This window comes from Pelosinus fermentans DSM 17108, from assembly GCF_000271485.2.
In the GTDB taxonomy this organism is placed as follows: Bacteria; Bacillota; Negativicutes; order DSM-13327; family DSM-13327; genus Pelosinus; species Pelosinus fermentans.
Genome location: NZ_AKVN02000001.1, coordinates 4,076,740 through 4,096,611, shown reverse-complemented (window position 1 = coordinate 4,096,611; position 19,872 = coordinate 4,076,740). Strand labels below are relative to the sequence as shown.

Sequence of the window (19,872 nt, the reverse complement as noted above, 5' to 3'; positions counted from 1 at the left end):
AATATAACAGGGTTAAAATATTTCAACCACATTGTGGTTATCCTACGATTGAGAGTAGTAGGATAGATGCGAGGAAAATAAATGAAAAAGATTCCAGTACAACAGTCGCTTGGTGAATTTTTGCGTGCAACCAGGGAACGCCTTACACCAGAGCAGGTTGGATTGCCCTCCTATGGGCGCCGCCGCACACCTGGACTTCGTCGAGAAGAGGTCGCTCATCTTGCCAATGTCGGTGTTTCTTGGTACACATCGATAGAACAAGGAAAAGACGTACACCCTTCTCATCAAGTATTGGAAAGTTTGGCTACTGCATTACGATTATCTGATGATGAACGCAGATATCTTTTTTTATTATCGAAATCAGATGAAATGGAAGAATCAGAAATTTATAAAGCAATTAGTAAAGGATTGGAAAGAACTGTTTTCGCATTGGAATCTCATCCTGCATATATAATAGGTAAATACTGGGATGTACTATTATGGAATCGGGCAGCAGAATTTGTATTTCGATTCCCTCCATATTCTGCGGGCATAAATCCAAAACCAAACCTAGTGCATCATTTTTTGATAGGTCCATTCAGAAAAGAGATGGACTCAGATTGGGAGGAACGGGCTAAAATCATGATTGCTAGATTCAGGGCAGATTGTGCCCGGTACCCTCAAGATGCGAGGTTAAATAAAATGATTGAGAAATTCATGCAAGAAAGTGAATTATTTAGTTCATGGTGGCCTCGCTATGAAGTTAAAACTGTTACGGACTGTCACAAATTATGCAATGATCCCCGAATTGGAGAATTGGAGTTTGATCATGTGAATTTGCAGGTATCAGACTGTCCTGATTTGAAATTAATGATTTATACGGCCTCACCTTCTACAGCAGAAAAGCTTAAACAAAAAATATATTCATATACAACTAAATGAATAATACATAGTTCTCTCCAATCCAGTGGAAGGCTATTCCGGCTTATCAGTGAATTCGGCATATCACTCATCAGGGGTGAGATGCTCTATACATGACAATCACTTCAAATTCGCCGTTAGGGATGTTACGCAGAACCATATCACTTATAACGGCGAAAAAAATCCTGGACCTTAGAAAAATTCGAGGGTTCAGGACTTTTTATTGCAAATATATAAATAATAAAAAGCATAACCACATTACCAGAACCATCATCTTATAACGCAAGGAAAACTAGAATCGAGGATGTTGTGCGGTAATTGTACTTTATAATTTGATTGCCCAACGCAATTTAGCAGAACAAACACGACTATTGATATGGCATTCATCTAACACTTCAAACTCCTTATTGACATCAATTCGCAACGCTTGAAAGGTTCGTTGCAGGATTTTTTGGTGTTTATAGGAAATATTACAAAGATAGAGTGATGATAATAGATTTAATATTGGATCGAACTCGTCGGAATCGTCCTTGCGATTTTACTAAAAGATATGGCATGGACTCCTGAAAACGATAAAAAAGCTTTCTAAAGAAACAAAAAAAAATAGACATTGGAGAATTTTAAATGATAAAGTTAATTGCATCTGACATGGACGGAACGCTCATATTTAACCAGAAAATTTCGCAGGAAAATATAGAAGCGATTCACACAGCGCAAAAAAAAGGAATAAAGTTTGCTATTGCAACTGGCAGAGCTTATGAGGACGTTAAGCCATTCTTAGATGAATATGGGTTAACATGTGAATGTCTGGTTTTGAATGGGGGAGAGTATCGGGATATTGCTGGTAGAATCGTTGAAGGAATTTATATTGATAAGAGTTTGATAGCTGAAATTATAAGCATACTATCTGAGTACAATTTAGCAGTTGAAATATATACAAATGATGGATATTATACAACAAATACAAAGGAAGAAATATTAGATAGTATGGTTAAACGATCAAAGATCTTCCGGCCGCATATTACAGATCCAAATGAAATTTATCGAAATGCGTTAAATCACCCCCATTTTGTTAAAATGAAATACATAACGAATATAGATGGATTTTTGAAAAGCAATGTAGAAGTAGGCAAATTCATTTCTTTTGCAGATTCAGCTGATGAATTAAAGGGATCATGGGAAAAATTAAATAAATTGGGAGGAATAGCGGTATCGTCCAGTTTTACAACGAATATTGAAATTAATGATAGGTATGCAACCAAAGGACGGATATTAGCAAAAGCTGCAGCAAGAAAGGGTATAAATAAAGACGAAGTAGCTATTTTAGGCGATGGGCTTAATGATTATTCTATGTTTGTAGAGTTTCCCAATTCATTTGCTATGGAAAATGCAATACCAGAAATTAAAGAGGTGGCGAAATATATTACGGCAAGTAATGCGGAACATGGTGTAGCAAAAGCGATTTATCGTATATTAGAACGTTAGTGACAGTCATGGATGCCTAAATATTCAACCTTTCAAAAATGACATGATCACAAAAGTTAAACACACTATTTCTGCAGGAATTCTTGACAACTCGAAGTAATTGTATATAATGTTATTCAATGAGTTTTCTAGGGTTCCGCAGTTCGCTGGTCTGGTCCGAGAGAAAACGGCAGTCTACGAGTGACTGTTCACGGAGGGATAAAAACCCGGGAGAATAGCTGCAATAGTGCAGCTTATTTTCCCGGGTTTTATTATTTCTACTAATACTTAAATGAGGAGGGACAGATATGAGCAATACCTGGGTATCCGTTGTTATTGCCGCCCTTTTTGAAGTGTGCTGGGTGATTGGAATGAAGCACGCGGAGGGCTTCTTGGAATGGGGAGGGACAGTGATTGCCATAATCATCAGCTTTTACTTGATGGTTATGGCTGGGCATGATATTGCCGTTGGAACCGTATATGCCGTTTTCGTCGGGCTTGGTACAGCAGGAATCGTCTTGGCGGAATTTCTATGGTTCGATGCACCTGTCATACCTGCTAAACTCGCCTTAATTGCATCACTGCTTAGTGGAGTTGTCAGCCTCAAGCTGTTAAACAATCAGAAGAGGCAGGAGGTGTTATGATATGGACTGGTTCTTCCTAATAGTAGCAGGCATTTTCGAAATGGTGGGGGTTGCAATGATTAACAAATTGCACAAAGACCGTGACTGGAAGGCGCTTACCTTGCTGCTCACCGGCTTTGGTCTAAGCTTTATCTTTCTGACGCTTGCTATGCAAACCTTGCCTATGGGAACAGCCTATGCAGTGTGGACAGGAATTGGGGCTTCAGGAGGAACAATATTGGGGATGCTCATATATGATGAACCGCGGAATTTATCAAGGATTATTTCTATCACCGTTGTGCTTGGCTCTGCCGTTGGTTTAAAGCTGATTGGATAACAAAAATATAATTCTGGAATATGTGATGAAAGCGAGGAAATAACTAATGTTTAGAGAAATGAGAAGAAGTAAGCAATTATTATCAAAGGAAGACACCGTAGCTGTAATGGACAGATGTACAAATGGTGTCCTGGCGTGCTTGGGCGATGAAGAGTATCCCTACGCAGTTCCACTTAGCTATGTCTATTTCAATGACAAAATCTATTTTCATTCAGCAAAAGCTGGACATAAAATCGATGCTATTACGAAGAACTCAAAGGTATCTTTTTCAGTAATAGATGAAGATGCGATAGTAAGTGAAAAATATACTACTTATTTCCGTAGCGTTCTTGCTTTTGGTAAAGCAAGAATTGTAGAAGGTGATGAATGGCTAGAAGCTTTTGCAACTTTAGTTGAAAAGTATTCAGGAGATCAACCTGAAGAAGCCAGATATAAGGAAATAGCCGGATGTACGCAATCGTATATTATTGCAATTGACGTTGAGCACATAACTGGCAAGGAAGCCATTGAATACGTCAACGCTAAAAGATAATAACTATTTTCCAAATAGGGGCTAAAGTGTCAAGGGGACAGGTTCATTGACAGAAGTAAACAAAAGATAAAATGTATAGGTAAGGAAGGCATTTATGTTCGAAGTACCTGTCCCCTTGACATGCCCGAGAAGGTACAAGGTTATTTTTGGAGGAAGCAGCTATGTCATTCAATACTCGATGCAACGTGTGCGGACGCAGTCTAGACGGCACATACGGGCGTGCGCCGATTTCATTCAAATATTGTCCACGCTGTGGTGTTGAGGAGGAAATGTGCATGCCAATTTCGGACACGTTAGTTGAGATGGCGAGGGAAATGTGTCGTTGCTCCTTTATGTCTTGCTAGGTAGGGACAGGTATGACCGTTAGCTATCGGCAAGGGTTTTCTGACTCCATACGATTTATCATGCAGGCATTGTCCTGGGAACCATCAAGGCGGTAAGATCCTGACTTTTCTTAATAAACATTCGCTTTAGGAAAAGTTTATTTGCTATACCGTTTTTTATGTAGTTCTCCATTGCTTAGTGTCATCATATAGTTTATAAAATGTTTCAGGTGGGTTGCCCATGGAAGAATCAATTCTCTTTTCTCTTGACTCTGAGCAGCAGGTGCTGCTCGCAGCTTTACTAGCGATAATATTATCTGATAAGCTTAACGAAGACCAACTAAATATTTTGGGGAACTTTGTGGAAGCAGTGGGGCAAAACATCGTGCTAATACAAGCGATCGTATCGTCTAATCCTCCATCAACAGGATCGGACAGTTCCTCAACTACGCAAGTTCAAGACCTGCAAGAAAGTATTAATATGTTACAACAGGATTTAGAAACCATGAAGGCAAAAATTGCAGCTTTAGAAGGAAAACAACAATAGCTATTATAAATGGGACAAGGGACCTGTCCCCTTGTCCCTCCTGGTGGTGTGCCCAGCATGGGCGCTTACTAGTTGGTGAAAGTCCAATACGGGGGTTGATAGTGCCAACCGTTAGCCTAAGACAAGGGTGTCCATCGCGAGGTGGAATCTGAAGGAAGTCGGCGGCAAAACTCCGGTCTGAGGAAGACGAACTACATACAAGGCATATGTCAGCTGGGTGAGTTTGCCGCACAAAACGAAGCCCTAAACTATCCGAAGCGGGCGATGTAAATGTAGCAGATAGGTGGAGTGAAAGTAAGCGTTCTTACCTGGGGAGATCTGACAGTCAAGCTGTGGATATGAATTTGAAAACGGCAACCCGTGCAGTAATGTACGACTGAGCTGTCAGAAGTCAGCAGAGGTCATACTACCAGAGCGGCTATATACGCTCTGGGAAGGACCGAACAATAGGAGGTTTCCGAATTTTGAAAGGTACGAAGAAATGCGTAGAAAGCAGACAACTTCACAAAGAAGGCTGCCTACAGGAGACAAGAGTGGAACTCAGAGGTAATGTAGGAGTGCCGAGCATTTCTCCCATGCCCGAAAGAGGAAGAAACGGTGACAATGAATACGCCGGTGGATTGCTGGAGAAAATCCTTCACCGAGATAACATGAATCTTGCTTATAAGCGAGTGAAGGGTAACAAAGGAAGCCATGGAGTCGACGGAATGACAGTAAATGAACTTTTACAATTCCTGAAACAAAACGGCAACCAACTCAGGCAATCCATACTAGAAGGGACCTATAAGCCCGAGCCGGTCAGACGGATAGAAATACCGAAACCGGACGGGGGGAAAAGGCTACTTGGTATACCTACTGTAGTTGACAGAGTGATACAACAAGCTATAGCTCAAATATTAACCCCAATCTATGAAATGCAGTTTTCGGCAAATAGCTACGGGTTTAGACCCGGCAGAAGTGCAAAACAAGCGGTAGTAAAATGCAAGGAATATATCGAGGCAGGATACACCTGGACAGTTGATATCGACTTGGCAAAGTATTTTGATACCGTAAATCACGATAAACTCATGCGCTTGCTTTCAGAAACCATCGAAGATAGCCGAGTGCTGTCGCTGATACGCAAATATCTGAAATCAGGAGTCATGATAAATGGCGTGGTACAGGAGAGCGAGGAAGGCTGTCCTCAAGGGGGCAATCTTTCTCCACTTCTGAGTAACGTCATGCTGAATGAACTGGACACTGAACTCACGAGACGGGGCTTAAAATTCTGTCGTTATGCTGATGATCAGAATATTTACGTCAAAAGCCGGAAAGCGGCAGAACGGGTCATGGCAAGTATCACGCGATTTCTTGAGCAAAAATTAAGGCTCAAAGTCAATCAAGAAAAGAGTACAGTAGACAGGCCGTGGAAGCTGAAATTTCTAGGTTTTTCGTTCTATCACAAAAAAGGTGGATTAGGAATTAGAGTTCACCCTAAGCCTGTAAAGAAATTCAAGCAAAAGCTGAAGGAAATAACAGGACGAAGCAATGCTATGAGCATGGAGCAAAGAGCGGAAAAGCTCCGGCAGTGCATTGTGGGCTGGATGAACTACTTTGGAATGGCTGATATGAAAACCCTAGCTAAAGCATTGGATGAATGGCTGAGAAGAAGGATTCGAATGTGCTTGTGGAAGCAATGGAAGAAAATTGGGACGAAGCACGATAATCTTGTTGCTCATGGCATAGATAACCGCAAAGCGTGGGAATACGCCAATACAAGAAAGAGCTACTGGCACACAGCCAATAGCCCAATCCTTTCTCGGACGTTAACCAATGAATACCTCAGGAAAATCGGCTTCATCACCATAAGTGAAAGGTATTCACTAGTACACTAATTCTGTTGAACCGCCGTATACCGAACGGTACGTACGGTGGTGTGAGAAGTCGGCTACTCAACTAATGGGTAGCCTCTTACTCGATTAATTTGCAGGAATTCCAATATTTCTTTAACGCAAATTGAAATATGCATACCGGCAGGAGTATTGCCCTTCTGAATAATCTTTGCCACATCATCAGCATATTGCTCTGGCTGCAGTTCCTTGTATTTTTCTTTAAAATTCTTAGGGTGAGTGCCTTTATAGCGAACACGTCGCTGATGTTTTGGCTCTTGCTCATCCAATGTGTGATCTGGGGCCATTCTATTCCCTCATTTTTATCATATATTTTTGTACTTTTGTTACAGATTATATGATAGCAGGTACAATTTATTAAAGCAACAGCAACAATGTAGCTTCTAATGTTCCGGTTGGCGAATCACGGGTGATTTCGTTGAGCTAGAGACAAGCCAAGGCTATGTCAGTAAGAGTAGAATAGGTAAAAGAGTACCGCCCCTATCTTCGGAATGCGCTAAGGATAGGGGTGGCTTTGTCGTTGGGAGCTATGGTTTGTGCTCTTTTTAGAAGGGATTTTATTGTTGTGAGGGGGAAGGGTCAATGTTATTAACGCTTCAACCTGATACTTAACCTCCGCTTATAATAACATTGACCCTTTCTGCTGTAGATAAGAAAGTCACTAGGTCGAAGGACATGCCCCCTTGACATTGTGGCTATTTAGGTAGAATCCTTAGAATTCCTTTCCTTTGCAGATTTTTGTATTTTGATGGTAAATAGTGTATTATTGGGAATTTTACTACACCAATGGAAAGTATTTAAGGCTGTTTTGGGGTGCAGGATTGAGTTATGCTTTTGAGTTGCTATTCGTTTAGCTTTTTCGAGTTATTCTTCTAATTGACTTATTTTTATTCAAATAAGTCAATTAGAAGAATAACTCAAGCCTGACCCCACTGACTCTTTTACTTAGCTGTATTGTACTTCAATAAATCAAATGTGTGAGAAAACTAAATGGAAAGCCACCCATTCTTTTTAGAAAAGAATGGGTGGCTTTCCATTTAGTTTTCTGTCTACCATCTATTGACTATTTCACCAAAAAGGTAGACGGCTAAATTATACGATTCTAATTAAAAAAAATCCTCTTGCATTCGGAATTTTTCTATGTGTTTACTAATTCTTCTTGCGGCTGGCAATATCGGCAGTCGCTGTAAAAAGAACGTCAGTAGAGGAGTTGAGAGCTGTTTCAGCAGAGTCTTGCAGTACACCGATAATAAAGCCTACTCCTACAACTTGCATTGCAAGGTCATTGTTGATACCAAAAAGAGCACAAGCCATAGGTATTAGCAGGAGTGAACCACCAGCTACGCCTGAAGCGCCACAGGCGCCGATCGTAGCAAGAACGCTGAGCAATAGAGCAGTCCAAATATCAATATGAATACCTAAAGTATGCACAGCGGCTAGAGAAAGTACCGAAATGGTTACGGCTGCACCCGCCATGTTAATTGTTGCACCAAGTGGAATGGATACAGAGTATGTATCCGGGTCGAGGTTAAGTTTTTTACAAAGGTTCATGTTTACAGGGATATTGGCTGCTGAGCTGCGGGTAAAGAAGGCATAAACACCACTTTCACGAAGACATGTAAATACCAGTGGATATGGATTGCGGTGAATTGTCAAAAATACAATAAGCGGATTGACAACTAAAGCAACAAAAAGCATACAGCCAATTAGCAGTATAAGAAGCTTGCCATAGCCAATAAGAGCTTCGATGCCATTTTGAGAAATTGAATCAGCAACTAATCCAAAAATCCCAATCGGTGCAAGCCTAATTATCCATTGAACTGCTTTTGATACAGCATTAGAAAAACCTTGGATCGTTTCTTTTACTGTTTCGTTGGCACTCCGAAGAGCAACGCCCAAAATTACACTCCAGGAGAGAATACCGATATAATTACCAGTCATTAATGCTTTTATGGGATTTTCAACAATGTTTAAAGCTAGCGAGCGTAATACTTCAACAATACCATTTGGCGGTGTGACATCTGATACTTTTGCAACTAACTTAAGGTCTACAGGGAAAAGGAAGCTGGCCCCTACGGCAATTGCCGCTGCTGAAAAGGTGCCTAGCAAATATAGAACAATAATTGATTTCATATTTGTTTGGACACCTTGCTTTTGGTTACAAAGGGAGCTCATAACGAGGAAGAGCACTAATAAGGGCGCTACAGCTTTTAAAGCGCCAACGAATAAGGTACCTAAAAGAGCAACCCTGCTGGCAACAGCGGGTGCATACAGGGCAACGATAAGACCGAGAATAAGACCGATTAGTATCTGCTGGACTAAACTGATTTTGTTCATTTGAGAAACCAAGGCTTTTAGCATAATAACAACTCCCATTTCTATACTAACTTGTATTGCGTTAGGTTATATAAGTACACATAATAAAAGAGCACCGCACTATTATAATATTATTTATGTTTACTGTCAAAATAAGACGTGAGGGACCTTTAAAAAGATATGGACTGATTGATCCAGAATTGTTATACTAATATTCGGAGGATGAAAAAAATGGCGAGACCCAAAGAATTTGAAAGAAAAGAAGCCTTGGCTCAAGCCATGAAGGTCTTTTGGCTAAAGGGTTATGATGGTACGAGTATTCCCGACTTAATAGAAGCAATGGCAATAAGTCGGTCTAGTTTGTATGATACTTTTGGTGACAAAAGGCAACTGTTTTGTGAGACCATAGAGTATTACGCTGCGATGGTCAGGCAACGGCGCAGGGAGATACTGGCATCGGCACCTTCTCTACGACAAGGTATAGTTTGCTTTTTGCAAGAGATAATAGATCTAGCTGTACATGAAGGTTATCCAGGAGGTTGCTTTTTTACCAATACGGCTACGGCATTGGTTACAGCTGACCAAGAGACACGTGAGATAATACGGGGCAGCGCCGAAAAGATGGAAGACGAGCTGACTGCTTTCATTGCAAAGTGGCAAGACCGTGGTGAACTTGCTGCTGGGCGAGATGTTCGGTCTTTGGCTAGGTTCTTCGTGGCTTTAGCTACTGGCATGAATGTAGATGCCAGACGACGTTGTAACCGCGGTGTTTTGGAAGATATGGCCAAGGAGGCACTAACAGTTTTGAACTGAGGGTATTTATAGGCATCGATTTTTTGAATCGATGCCTAGATATAAAATAATTTTGGACTAAACAGTACGAAAGGGGATGGTGGCATGGAAGAAAAAATTCTGGAGGAAATTCGTCGGTTCGTAGCGACGAGTCTGGGAAATCGGCATGAGGAAACGGGTTTGATATATTTTTCAGAACCTCTAGTGGGTTATGCATCTTGGGATGATCCCTTGTTCAAGGAGTACAAGAATAGTATTGGCGAGTTTCATCTTACGCCACGCGAAATCTTCGCAGCTACTTTGGATGATAACAGGGTAGCAGTCGGAACAGTAATCTGTTGGGTCTTGCCTATCAGCGAACTAGCAAGACAAAGTAACCGTTTGCAGGAGCAGTGGCCTGGACGGGAGTGGGCTCTAACTCGATATTTTGGTGAAGAATTTAATTGCGAACTTCGTCGTCATATGGTTGAGTATCTTACTGGACTTGGCTATCAGGCGGTAGCGCCAACACTATCAGGCGTATTTCAGTGTTTTTCAGAGACACCAGTAGGCATTGCCTCCAATTGGTCGGAGCGACATGCAGCCTATGCGGCAGGCTTGGGAACTTTCAGTATGAATGATGCATTCATCTCGGAAGCTGGTATGGCTATACGATTAGGATCGGTCATCACCGACCTAAAACTGCTGCCAACTTTACGAAAAGAACAGGATTACCGTGCCAATTGTTTAAATTGTAATGCCTGTATTTCTCGTTGTCCCGTAGGGGCGATTACGATGAGCGGTCATGATAAGATCAAGTGCCGGAATTATTTATTTTGCGAAGAGTCAGTGCAATTGGCTGAAAAATATGGTGGTCAAAGGACATCTGGTTGTGGTCTTTGCCAAACTCGTGTACCCTGTGAATTCAAAAATCCAAGGGGAAAAAACGAAGCAAGATAAGTCAAAGTGGACATTTTAATCATAATTTTACTTATTATTGCATTATATGGTCCTTTTTTCAAGGATTGGCAGGAAAAAACAAAATTTTTAGAGAAAAATAATTTATGAAGACAAAGGGGACGTTTCTTTTTGACAACTTCATAGGAATAGCCTAGAATATCTTCCAGGGACAGGTTGATTGCCTCTGGAAATAGTGAAATACAATGAACAATATATTTGTATAAACCGCGTGAAACAATACATATCAATAGAAGAGTTCTTTTTTAGCACACAACATAAAAAGCCAATTCCTTTATAGTAAGGGAATTGGCTTTTGGATTTTAACTATTAATCCTGTCTTGTGCGGGGGCAGGTCACCTTCCACCTATATTTTGGTAGATTTGGTTGTTAGGATAAAGAGCCACTATTTTCGCTTCGGGTCATCGGATTGTCCAACGAGATAGTCAATAGATACGTCAAAATGATCAGCGATAGCCGCTAGTTTTTCAATTGAAGGCAGATTGCTACCACTCGCAAATTGGCTGATAGCTGGACGACTTACACCAATCGCATTTCCTAAAGCCTGTTTGGAGGTTTGATTCTTTTTCATAAGTAAATTTAAACGTTCAATAAAAAGTTCTTTTTTAAACATAGAAAAACCTCTTGACCGTAAGTTGCACTTACGTTATACTGTTAATATAGTAAGTAATACTTACCATATTAAATAACTCATTAATTGTATATTTGCGGTACAGATATATAACTACATATGTATTTCATTATAACTCATATCCAACTATAGTTCATAGTTGATTTTATAAAATACTCTAAAAAACATATAAAAGTTGGTAAACCATATTTGTATGGCTATATATAGTCTAATCAGATCAATAACATAAATGGCGTATTCGTAAAGCTTGTCAAAACAAGATTACACGGAGTACATGGCTAAGGACAATCGATTAAGGGCATAGCAGGAGTTCATTTTAAATACTAAGGAGAGGAATATCGTGAAAAAAGAAAGCCTTTTTGAAAGTGCAATGGATTCTATGGAGGATATTAGTCTTAACATACCACTACAGCAAATATCAAATGACTATTATTATTCCAATATAGCGGCTAAAGAATATGAAGAGGAATTACGTGCAGCATTGCCCCCAAATTTACACCTCATTTTAAGCAGGTTAGCCGACAAAAACAATGAAAGGGAAGCAGCGAGTATGGCTGTTAGTTACCGACAAGGTTTTTCTGACTCGATACGATTTATTATGCAGGCATTGTCCTGGGAACCATCAAGGCGGTAAGAAATTGTGTGGCGAAGTCTGTAACAGTAGAATCGGTAAATAGGTACCGCCCCTATCCTCAAAATGTTGAGGGTAGGGGCGGTTTTTTTAGGAAAACTCTAAAGATTGTCACATATGATACTAGGTAAGCTGCGTCATTCCAGTCAACTTACCGAGTGGCAGGATGGTATCTGCTGTAATGTATAGCACCTATCGTAAAAGTGCATACTTTTGTATTGAAAGAATAACATATATCATGAGAGAAACGACCATACTTATAGTACGATGATGTACAATGCCTGTAATTACAATTAAAGGATCTAAAGTAAGGTTTTATGCAGATAATAACTAAGAGGTGAAAAGTATGAAAAAAAGTTTGGGTGCTAAAACATTGCTCTATCCTGCACCTATTCTAGTCGTATGTACCTATGATAAGGAAGGAAATCCTAATGCGATGACTGCTGCTTGGGGAGGTATTTGCTGCTCAGCTCCCCCTTGTGTTGCCGTTTCACTACGCAAAGCAACGTATTCGTATGATAACCTAATGCTCAAAAAGGCATTCACAATTAATATTCCTTCAGAAAACTATGCAAAAGAAGCTGATTACTTTGGCATAGCCTCCAGACATAAGGAGGATAAATTTGCTAAGACTGGCCTTACAGCGGTAAAAAGTGATATTGTTGATGCTCCTTACATCAGGGAATTTCCAATTAATTTGGAGTGTAAAGTTATCCAGGTTATTGAGCTTGGCCTGCATACCCAGTTTATAGGTGAAGTGATGGATGTCAAAATGGATGAGAGTATACAAGAAAAAGGCGGTCAGCCGGTTATTGAACAAATAAAACCTTTAATTTTTGCTGCTGACAGTGGCCATTACTATGGTGTAGGAAAACAAGTCGCTCAGGCCTTTTCTATTGGAAAAGACTATTGAAAAGGAAAAATAGAAAAGTGGTTTATTAATAGAATAAGAACAATAAGGTATTATCCCCTTTAGGTTGACCGTGTAAAAAAGGCCATTGATAGAATGGACTTACACTAACAATCTGGAGGGGATTTTTTGTGGATAAAAAAGAATAAAAGTTCAAACGTTATGATGGCAGAGAGTTAGAAACTGGTATTGATTTACGTATGCGGCAAGAATGAAGATGTGCTATTATTATTACAGTATGAGAGGGGTTTTAGTGATATGCAATCCGTCTGCCCCAGATACGGCTGATGGTGCAGCTCCTGAAGAAAAGTTATGCTCATTATCGAGAAAATATAAAATAGACTCATTTTATCTGTAAGGAGGGGTTGTAGTGGCAACGCACAGTGAAATCATGAAGCAAGTGTGTACTCATCTGTATGGATTAGTAGTAGTGGATCATAAAGCACGAATCGTTTTTGTAGAAGAAAATTATGCGAAGCTAAAAGGCTGGAAAATGGAAGATATTATAGGGCGATACATCAAGGATGTGGTGGCAACAAGTCGGCTTCCCGCAGTTCTTGAAACAGGGAAACCCATTTTAGGTGAAATATTCTATAGTGAAGGTAAACCTTTGATTTGCAATCGAGTTCCTTTGGCTAAGGACGGTGTCATTATCGGTGCCATGTCCTTCTCAGTTTTTGAAGGGGTTGACAAACTGATCTATTCTGTAGAAGAATTGCGTGGTGAACTGAACTATTACAAAGAGAAACTGAAAAACAATTCTGGAGTAAAGTATTCTTTAGAAAACATTATCGGCTCTAGCGATGCTGTTGCTGCATTGCGGACAATAATAGTAAGAGCTGCATGTGCTAACTCCACTGTCTTGATTCAGGGCGAAACGGGTACGGGCAAGGAGTTAGTTGCTCACGCTTTGCATCAGGAAAGCCGGCGATCCCATCATCCTTTTGTTAAGCTCAATTGTGCAGCCATTCCTAATGAACTTATTGAATCGGAGTTGTTTGGTTACGATGAGGGGGCTTTTACTGGAGCGCGCCGGGCGGGAAAAAAGGGCAAATTTGAGATAGCGGAGAAAGGTACATTATTCCTGGATGAAGTCAGCCAATTGTCGTTGGCCGCCCAGGCCAAATTGCTTCGTGCCTTACAAGAAAAGGAAATCGAGCGAGTTGGGGGAACGGCTCCCATATCCGTTAACATCAGAATTGTGGCAGCTACTAATGATGATTTGGAAGACCTGGTCAAGCAGGGGACTTTTCGATCTGATTTATATTATCGACTGAATGTCATTCCTATTAAGATTGCGCCGCTTCGAGAGCGAAAAACAGATATACCGCTGCTCATAGAAAATTTCATAGAGCGATATGGAGACCAGGCGGGGTTAGGAAAAGTGGCTATTGCTCCTGAGGCTGTGAAAATTTTAATGGCGTATGAATGGCCAGGAAATATTCGAGAACTAGAACATGCTATCGAAAGGGCGGTTAATCACTGCAATTCTAGTTTTCTTGAGCCGATTCATTTTCAATGGTTACTACCTAAGATCCAGAAACAAGGGAAGTTCACTGCTGGTCGAGGAATTCAGGAGGCGAAAGCGGCTATCGAAAAAGAGGTTATTTTGGACGCGCTGCAATCGACGCAGGGGAATAAAAAGAAGGCTGCGGAACTACTGGGTATTGCTCGGCCACTGCTTTACCAAAAAATCCGTCGTCTCGGCATTCAGTAAGGGAATCCTATATCATATTAAAAAGCACAGAAAACGGGGTAAATCGATACTTACCCCGTTTTCTGTGCTTTTTATTTTTTGTGTCAAATGTAAGTAAAGAATGACAGTGTAAGTTTACGATTACATACAGTCCTCTATCCTCTGGGTGATAGATTATTATAGCAATATTCATTGATTTCAGAATAATTGTGTAATTACATACTGACACTTGGGTATTTAAAATGAAAGTCGAAAGTCTAGCGAAACCCATTGATTTGCGCCAAAGAGCACAATGCCTGCGTTGTTTTTTAACGTTGGCATGCTGATTGCATATATAGCAAGGTAGTTCTGATAAAAGAAATATATAGCGAACGTGAATCAGTATATCAAAATCAGAAACAGATTTATATCAAGGAGGAGTTTACATGGCAAAGCAAAGCAAAACCATTATAACCGCAGCAGTTACAGGAGCAACCCATACCCCAAGTTTAAGTGCTTATTTTCCTTTTACACCGGAACAAATCATTAAGGATGCGGTAGAGGCTCATAAGGCTGGAGCCGCAGTCGTTCATGTTCATGCTAGAGATCCAAAGGATGGTAGTCCAACCCCTGATATAAATATTATGAGGGAAATCGTTACTTCCATCAAACAGCAGTGTAATGCAGTCGTTTGTATTACCACTGGCGGAGCAGTTTGGATGTCTTCAGAACAACGTCTTGCTGCTGCAGTGGAGTTGAAACCGGAGTTAGCTTCCTGTAACGCAGGATCGGTAAACTTTGTGTTTGCTGATCTCGCGGCAAAGATAAAAAACCCAAAATTCGACTGGGAAATTCCTTACCTCAAGCGCACGAATGAACTGGTGTTTACCAACACTTTCACAGGATTGGAGTATTATCTGAACACCATGAATGAACACGGAATGCGCCCTGAGTTTGAGGTATACGACGTAGGAATGATTAATAACATCGCCTATTTTAAGGAAAAAGGGCTGCTTACGGGACCAGTTTATCTACAATTTGTAATGGGGATCTTAGGCGGAATTCCTGCGACTGTGGATAATCTCGTCTATTTGGCCAAAACAGCTCGTGAACAAATCGGAGACTTTGTTTGGTCCTGCGCGGCAGCGGGGAAGGCTCAATTTCCAATAGTTACTGCTGCTTTGACAATGGGGGGGAACGCACGGGTCGGATTGGAAGATAATATTTATTTGAAACCAGGAGTTTTGGCGAAATCCAGCGCTGAACAAGTAATTCAGATTAAAGAAATCGCAGAAAGGCTCGGATTGGAAATTGCCAATTCTGATGAGGCTCGACAAATCCTTAATCTCAAGGGTATAGAAAATGTTAATTATTAATTAAGAATGGAGGGTATTAATATGAGAACAGCTATTTTAGGAGCAGGGGCACTGGGGATTATCATTGGTGCTTTGATGACTAAGAACGGTAAGCAAGTTGAGCTGATTGATTCTTTTAAAGAAAATGTTAATGCACTGAATGCGAATGGCGCCACGGTTACTGGTAATCTTGAACTTCATCAGCCGGTAAAGGCAATCACGCCTGAGGAAATGACAGGAACGTATGATCTTATCCTTTTATTAACAAAACAAACAGCTAATGCGACAGCGTTACCCAAGCTGCTGCCTTATTTACACAAAGATAGTATTGTATGTACGCTACAAAACGGGGTTCCTGAAGATTTGGTAGCTTCGTACGTTGGAAAGGAACGAACCATTGGTGGCGCAGTTGGATTCGGTGCTACTTGGCTTAAGCCAGGTGTGTCCGAGCTTACTTCGACCCTAGAAGCGGTGGAAAAATTTGCTTTTGAGATCGGCGAAATTGATGGGGTCCTGCGCCCGCGATTGGAAGAAGTGAAAGAGACTCTTAGTGCAGCTGGCGGGACAACCATTTTAACCAACCTGATGGGCATCCGCTATACCAAATTGCTGATGAATTCTACGTTTAGCGGTATGTCTGCTGCTCTAAACGGTACTTTCAGCGACGTTCTGGCTAATCCTAAGGCTATGGTCTGCGTTGCCCATATTGCAGACGAGGTTATCAAGGTATGTCACGTTCTGGGATACCGTATGGTGGAGATGCAGGGCGCTGATATGGAATTCCTAGAGCTAAGTAGTAAGGCTGATATTCCATCCAAAATGGATTTTTACAAAAAAGTGTGGGGTCGGCATAATAACAAAGCAAGTATGCTCCAAGACTTGGAAAAGGGAAACAAGACTGAGATTGACTATATCAATGGTGTTGTATGCCTGGGAGGGCAAAAATGCGGGGTACCAACTCCCTTTAATGACATGGTCGTCAAGTTGGTAAAAGAAGCAGAAGCCAGAGGCGGCGTAAATGATTTCAATTATCTTGAGCGGTTCAATGAAATTATCGAAAGTGCAAAATAAGTTTCGCTAAAAAAATGAAATATAGGGAGGCAATCTACTGTGGAAGTATTTGGGATATTGCTCAGTTTGTTTTTGCTGATGTTCATGGCGTACAGGGGTTTTTCCGTCATTCTATTTGCACCGATTTTCGCACTCCTGGCAGCTGCAAGCCAAGGTTTTTCAGTGATGCCCTCATACACTGAGTTATTCATGGCGAAGGCAGTAGTTTATGTAAAGTCATTTTTCCCTATCTTTATGCTGGGGGCCGTTTTTGGAAAACTCATGGAGGGAACAGGTTTCGCCAAGGCGATAGCTTATAAGATACTGCAAATCGTAGGAAAAGATCGCGCTATCTTAGCGGTAGTAATTGCAGGTGGTGTATTGGCCTATGGCGGGGTAAGCCTCTTCGTCATTGTATTCGTTATCTATCCTTTCGCCGCGGCGCTTTTCAAGGAAGCTGGTGTTCCCAAACGATTGATACCAGGAATTATTGTATTAGGTGGATGTACTTATACCATGGATGCTCTGCCAGGTACGCCCCAAATACAAAATATTATCCCGGCAAATTTTTTTGGTACGAATGTCTACGCTGCACCTTTGTTGGGTATTATCGGGTCAATAATGATTTTTGCTGGTGGTATGTATTATTTTCAATGGCGTCTTAAAAAAGCCCATGCCGCTGGAGAATTTTACGGCGAAGGTCATATCCTAGAGCCAGACGAAGCCGATACTAGTGCTCTCCCCGACTGGAGACTGGCGATGTTACCACTGCTTGCCGTATTGTCTATAAACTTTATTATGACTAACGTCTATCAATGGAATCCAAACATTCTGGCACCGTTTCTTGATATGAAATTACCACTGGTAGCCCCTGCTGTTAAGAATGTTTTAGCAATCTGGTCGTTGATTATCGCTGTTGTAATTGGAATTATCTTAGCAATTGGCTTAGGTTACCGCAACTTGCCCAAGGGGGGTTTGGCAACTGCTTTAAATGCAGGGGCTATCGGATCACTTTTGGCAATTATGAACACCGCTTCTGAGGTTGGCTATGGTAATGTTATTGCCTCGTTACCTGGTTTTAAGTCCATCGCTGATGCACTCTTAGGTATCCATTTAGGCGGCACGCCGTTAATGTCCGAAGCTGTGACCATAACCACATTAGCTGGTATTACTGGTTCTGCATCGGGAGGGATGTCCATCGCTCTTGATTTGATGGCCAAAGATTGGCTGACCTGGGCAAATGCTATAGGTATGTCCCCAGAGGTTCTTCATCGTGTTGCGGCTATGGCCTCGGGCGGGATGGATAGTATGCCGCATAATGGCGCAGTGATTACCATTATTGCAGTATGTGGTTTGACGCATAAACAATCATATGGGGATATCGCTGCAATCGTTGGCATTAAAACGGTAGCCGCTTTTGCTGTTATTTTTATCCATTTGGTGACAGGTATTATATAAGAAAGATTTTTTGGCAGAAAAAGCCGGAGCAGCCGACTTTTTCTGCCAAAATAAAATTGGAGGCAATGTATGTCTAAAATTACGACGATTGAACAAGCACTTGAATTTGTGCAGGAAAATATGACTGTTATGATCGGTGGCTTCCTTGGAGCGGGGACGCCCGAACGCTTGATAGATGCACTGGTTAACAAAGGGACGAAAAATCTGACTTGCATTGCGAATGATACGGCTATGCCCGATAAAGGTATCGGCAAACTTGTGGTTAGCCGACAACTAAAGAAGGCAGTGGTCTCTCATATCGGAACTAATCCCGAAACAGGGAGGCAGATGAATACTGGAGAACTTGAGGTGGAACTGATTCCCCAAGGTACTCTAGCTGAGCAGATTCGTGCCGGTGGCGCCGGATTAGGTGGCATACTCACGCCAACGGGTCTTGGAACGATTGTCGCCGAGGGTAAGGAGGTTATAACAGTAGACGGGAGAGAATTTCTACTGGAAAAACCATTGAAAGCTGATGTGGCACTGATTAAGGCACATACTGCCGATACAGCTGGGAACCTGATATTTTACCGTTCAGCCCGCAACTTTAACCCCTTGATGGCGATGGCAGCCAAAGTGGTTATCGTTGAGGCTGAAAACATTGTAGAAAAAGGTCAGATTGATCCGGATCAAGTGATGACGCCGGGCATATTTGTTGATTGGATTATCAAGGGGTAATGGGGGATATAAACATGGATGCAAAAACGATTATAGCGAAGCGGGTAGCTCAGGAGTTTGAGGATGGGTATGTTGTGAACCTTGGCATAGGGATACCCACGTTGGCAGCTGATTTTCTGCCAACTGGTATTAGCGTTATTCTTCAGTCAGAGAATGGTTTTTTAGGGCTGGCTCCTTTGGACGGGCCAGTTGCCGATGTGGATCTGGTGAATGCTGGCGGCAAGGCAGTTTCCATTATCCCTGGCGGAGCGGTATTTGACAGTGCCATGTCGTTTGCCATCATTCGGGGCGGGCACGTGGATATGACTGTTCTGGGGGCATTAGAAGTTGATCAGGAAGGAAATCTCGCCAACTGGATGGTGCCAGGGAAATTGGTGCCGGGTATGGGCGGAGCTATGGATCTGGTATCGGGAGCCAAGAAGGTCATCGTCGCTATGGAGCATACTACAAAAGACGGGAGCCCCAAAATATTAAAAAAATGTACTCTTCCCTTAACTGGTAAAGGCGTTGTTAATTTTATTATTACCAACTTGTGTGTATTTGAAGTAACTCCGACAGGCTTACTTCTTCTAGAAACTGCACCGGGGGTTACGGTAGATGAAGTGAGGACCAATACTGTGGCCGAATTTGTGATAGGGCCTCGAATGTGCATCATGCCAATCGTTTAAGCCACAAAAACAGGAATAAAAAAATTCTTTTTTACCTCTGGGAAAATATGCTATACTAATTATGCAGGATGCTCGGGGGACGGTTAGCCCCTTCCTT

At 41.5% G+C, this 19,872-nt stretch carries 20 protein-coding genes and 1 riboswitch; of the genes, 17 read left to right on the top strand and 3 right to left on the bottom strand.

Annotation, left to right across the window (positions count from 1 at the left end; translation table 11 throughout):
- Positions 1 to 81: 81 nt before the first annotated feature.
- The 7 genes from FR7_RS18820 to ltrA all read left to right on the top strand — a co-directional run bounded on the left by FR7_RS18820 (position 82) and on the right by ltrA (position 6,600).
- A complete protein-coding gene (locus FR7_RS18820) occupies positions 82 to 921 on the top strand; it encodes a helix-turn-helix transcriptional regulator (RefSeq protein WP_007937577.1) in 840 nt (279 codons plus the stop codon).
- A gap of 603 nt (positions 922 to 1,524) precedes the next feature.
- Positions 1,525 to 2,385, top strand: a complete 861-nt coding sequence (locus FR7_RS18815) for a Cof-type HAD-IIB family hydrolase (RefSeq protein WP_007937576.1) — start codon at positions 1,525 to 1,527, stop codon at positions 2,383 to 2,385.
- Between the two features lie 117 nt (positions 2,386 to 2,502).
- A riboswitch (guanidine-I (ykkC/yxkD leader) is annotated at positions 2,503 to 2,600 on the top strand.
- A gap of 72 nt (positions 2,601 to 2,672) precedes the next feature.
- Positions 2,673 to 3,008 (top strand): DMT family transporter, encoded by a 336-nt coding sequence (locus tag FR7_RS18810; protein ID WP_007937575.1) that lies wholly within the window; start codon positions 2,673 to 2,675, stop codon positions 3,006 to 3,008.
- Between the two features lies 1 nt (position 3,009).
- Positions 3,010 to 3,324 carry a DMT family transporter gene (locus FR7_RS18805; RefSeq protein ID WP_007937574.1) on the top strand — a complete coding sequence of 105 codons (315 nt, stop codon included), beginning with the start codon at positions 3,010 to 3,012 and terminating at the stop codon, positions 3,322 to 3,324.
- 46 nt (positions 3,325 to 3,370) lie between these two features.
- On the top strand, positions 3,371 to 3,856 hold the full coding sequence (locus FR7_RS18800; protein ID WP_007937573.1) for a pyridoxamine 5'-phosphate oxidase family protein: 486 nt from the start codon (positions 3,371 to 3,373) through the stop codon (positions 3,854 to 3,856).
- A 564-nt stretch (positions 3,857 to 4,420) separates the two neighbouring features.
- A complete protein-coding gene (locus FR7_RS18795; RefSeq protein WP_007937571.1) occupies positions 4,421 to 4,726 on the top strand; it encodes a hypothetical protein in 306 nt (101 codons plus the stop codon).
- A 464-nt stretch (positions 4,727 to 5,190) separates the two neighbouring features.
- The gene (ltrA, locus tag FR7_RS18790) at positions 5,191 to 6,600 is read left to right on the top strand and encodes a group II intron reverse transcriptase/maturase (protein WP_007937569.1); all 1,410 of its coding nucleotides are present in this window, start codon (positions 5,191 to 5,193) and stop codon (positions 6,598 to 6,600) included.
- A 53-nt stretch (positions 6,601 to 6,653) separates the two neighbouring features.
- Here the strand turns inward: ltrA and FR7_RS18785 are convergent, their stop codons facing one another.
- Together FR7_RS18785 and sstT are read right to left on the bottom strand one after the other, a co-directional pair.
- Positions 6,654 to 6,902, bottom strand: a complete 249-nt coding sequence (locus tag FR7_RS18785) for a hypothetical protein (protein ID WP_007937562.1) — start codon at positions 6,900 to 6,902, stop codon at positions 6,654 to 6,656.
- 862 nt (positions 6,903 to 7,764) lie between these two features.
- Positions 7,765 to 8,976 carry a serine/threonine transporter SstT gene (gene sstT, locus FR7_RS18780; RefSeq protein ID WP_007937560.1) on the bottom strand — a complete coding sequence of 404 codons (1,212 nt, stop codon included), beginning with the start codon at positions 8,974 to 8,976 and terminating at the stop codon, positions 7,765 to 7,767.
- 186 nt (positions 8,977 to 9,162) lie between these two features.
- Between sstT and FR7_RS18775 the strand changes: the two genes are divergently transcribed.
- Together FR7_RS18775 and FR7_RS18770 are read left to right on the top strand one after the other, a co-directional pair.
- On the top strand, positions 9,163 to 9,744 hold the full coding sequence (locus FR7_RS18775) for a TetR/AcrR family transcriptional regulator (protein WP_007937558.1): 582 nt from the start codon (positions 9,163 to 9,165) through the stop codon (positions 9,742 to 9,744).
- 84 nt (positions 9,745 to 9,828) lie between these two features.
- Positions 9,829 to 10,662, top strand: coding sequence for an epoxyqueuosine reductase (locus FR7_RS18770; RefSeq protein ID WP_007937556.1), 834 nt, complete (start codon positions 9,829 to 9,831; stop codon positions 10,660 to 10,662).
- Positions 10,663 to 11,065: 403 nt separating this feature from the next.
- Here FR7_RS18770 and FR7_RS18765 read toward each other — a convergent pair whose 3' ends face one another.
- Entirely contained in the window at positions 11,066 to 11,293 is a 228-nt protein-coding gene (locus FR7_RS18765; protein ID WP_007937554.1) for a helix-turn-helix domain-containing protein, read from the bottom strand.
- A gap of 358 nt (positions 11,294 to 11,651) precedes the next feature.
- On the opposite strand from FR7_RS18765, the gene FR7_RS18760 reads away from it, so the two are divergent.
- The 8 genes from FR7_RS18760 (at position 11,652) to FR7_RS18725 (ending at position 19,775) form a co-directional block, all read left to right on the top strand.
- A complete protein-coding gene (locus FR7_RS18760; protein ID WP_007937553.1) occupies positions 11,652 to 11,945 on the top strand; it encodes a hypothetical protein in 294 nt (97 codons plus the stop codon).
- A 343-nt stretch (positions 11,946 to 12,288) separates the two neighbouring features.
- Positions 12,289 to 12,855: a flavin reductase family protein gene (locus FR7_RS18755; RefSeq protein WP_007937551.1), complete on the top strand. Its 567-nt coding sequence runs from the start codon at positions 12,289 to 12,291 to the stop codon at positions 12,853 to 12,855.
- Positions 12,856 to 13,222: 367 nt separating this feature from the next.
- Entirely contained in the window at positions 13,223 to 14,569 is a 1,347-nt protein-coding gene (locus FR7_RS18750; protein ID WP_007937550.1) for a sigma-54 interaction domain-containing protein, read from the top strand.
- A 404-nt stretch (positions 14,570 to 14,973) separates the two neighbouring features.
- Entirely contained in the window at positions 14,974 to 15,903 is a 930-nt protein-coding gene (gene kce / locus FR7_RS18745; RefSeq protein WP_007937543.1) for a 3,5-dioxohexanoate:acetyl-CoA acetone transferase, read from the top strand.
- A gap of 21 nt (positions 15,904 to 15,924) precedes the next feature.
- Positions 15,925 to 16,953: a ketopantoate reductase family protein gene (locus FR7_RS18740; protein WP_007937541.1), complete on the top strand. Its 1,029-nt coding sequence runs from the start codon at positions 15,925 to 15,927 to the stop codon at positions 16,951 to 16,953.
- Positions 16,954 to 16,992: 39 nt separating this feature from the next.
- Positions 16,993 to 18,390 carry a GntP family permease gene (locus tag FR7_RS18735; protein WP_007937539.1) on the top strand — a complete coding sequence of 466 codons (1,398 nt, stop codon included), beginning with the start codon at positions 16,993 to 16,995 and terminating at the stop codon, positions 18,388 to 18,390.
- Between the two features lie 69 nt (positions 18,391 to 18,459).
- Positions 18,460 to 19,107: an acetate CoA-transferase subunit alpha gene (gene atoD / locus FR7_RS18730; RefSeq protein ID WP_007937537.1), complete on the top strand. Its 648-nt coding sequence runs from the start codon at positions 18,460 to 18,462 to the stop codon at positions 19,105 to 19,107.
- 14 nt (positions 19,108 to 19,121) lie between these two features.
- The gene (locus FR7_RS18725; RefSeq protein ID WP_007937534.1) at positions 19,122 to 19,775 is read left to right on the top strand and encodes a 3-oxoacid CoA-transferase subunit B; all 654 of its coding nucleotides are present in this window, start codon (positions 19,122 to 19,124) and stop codon (positions 19,773 to 19,775) included.
- Positions 19,776 to 19,872 lie beyond the last annotated feature (97 nt).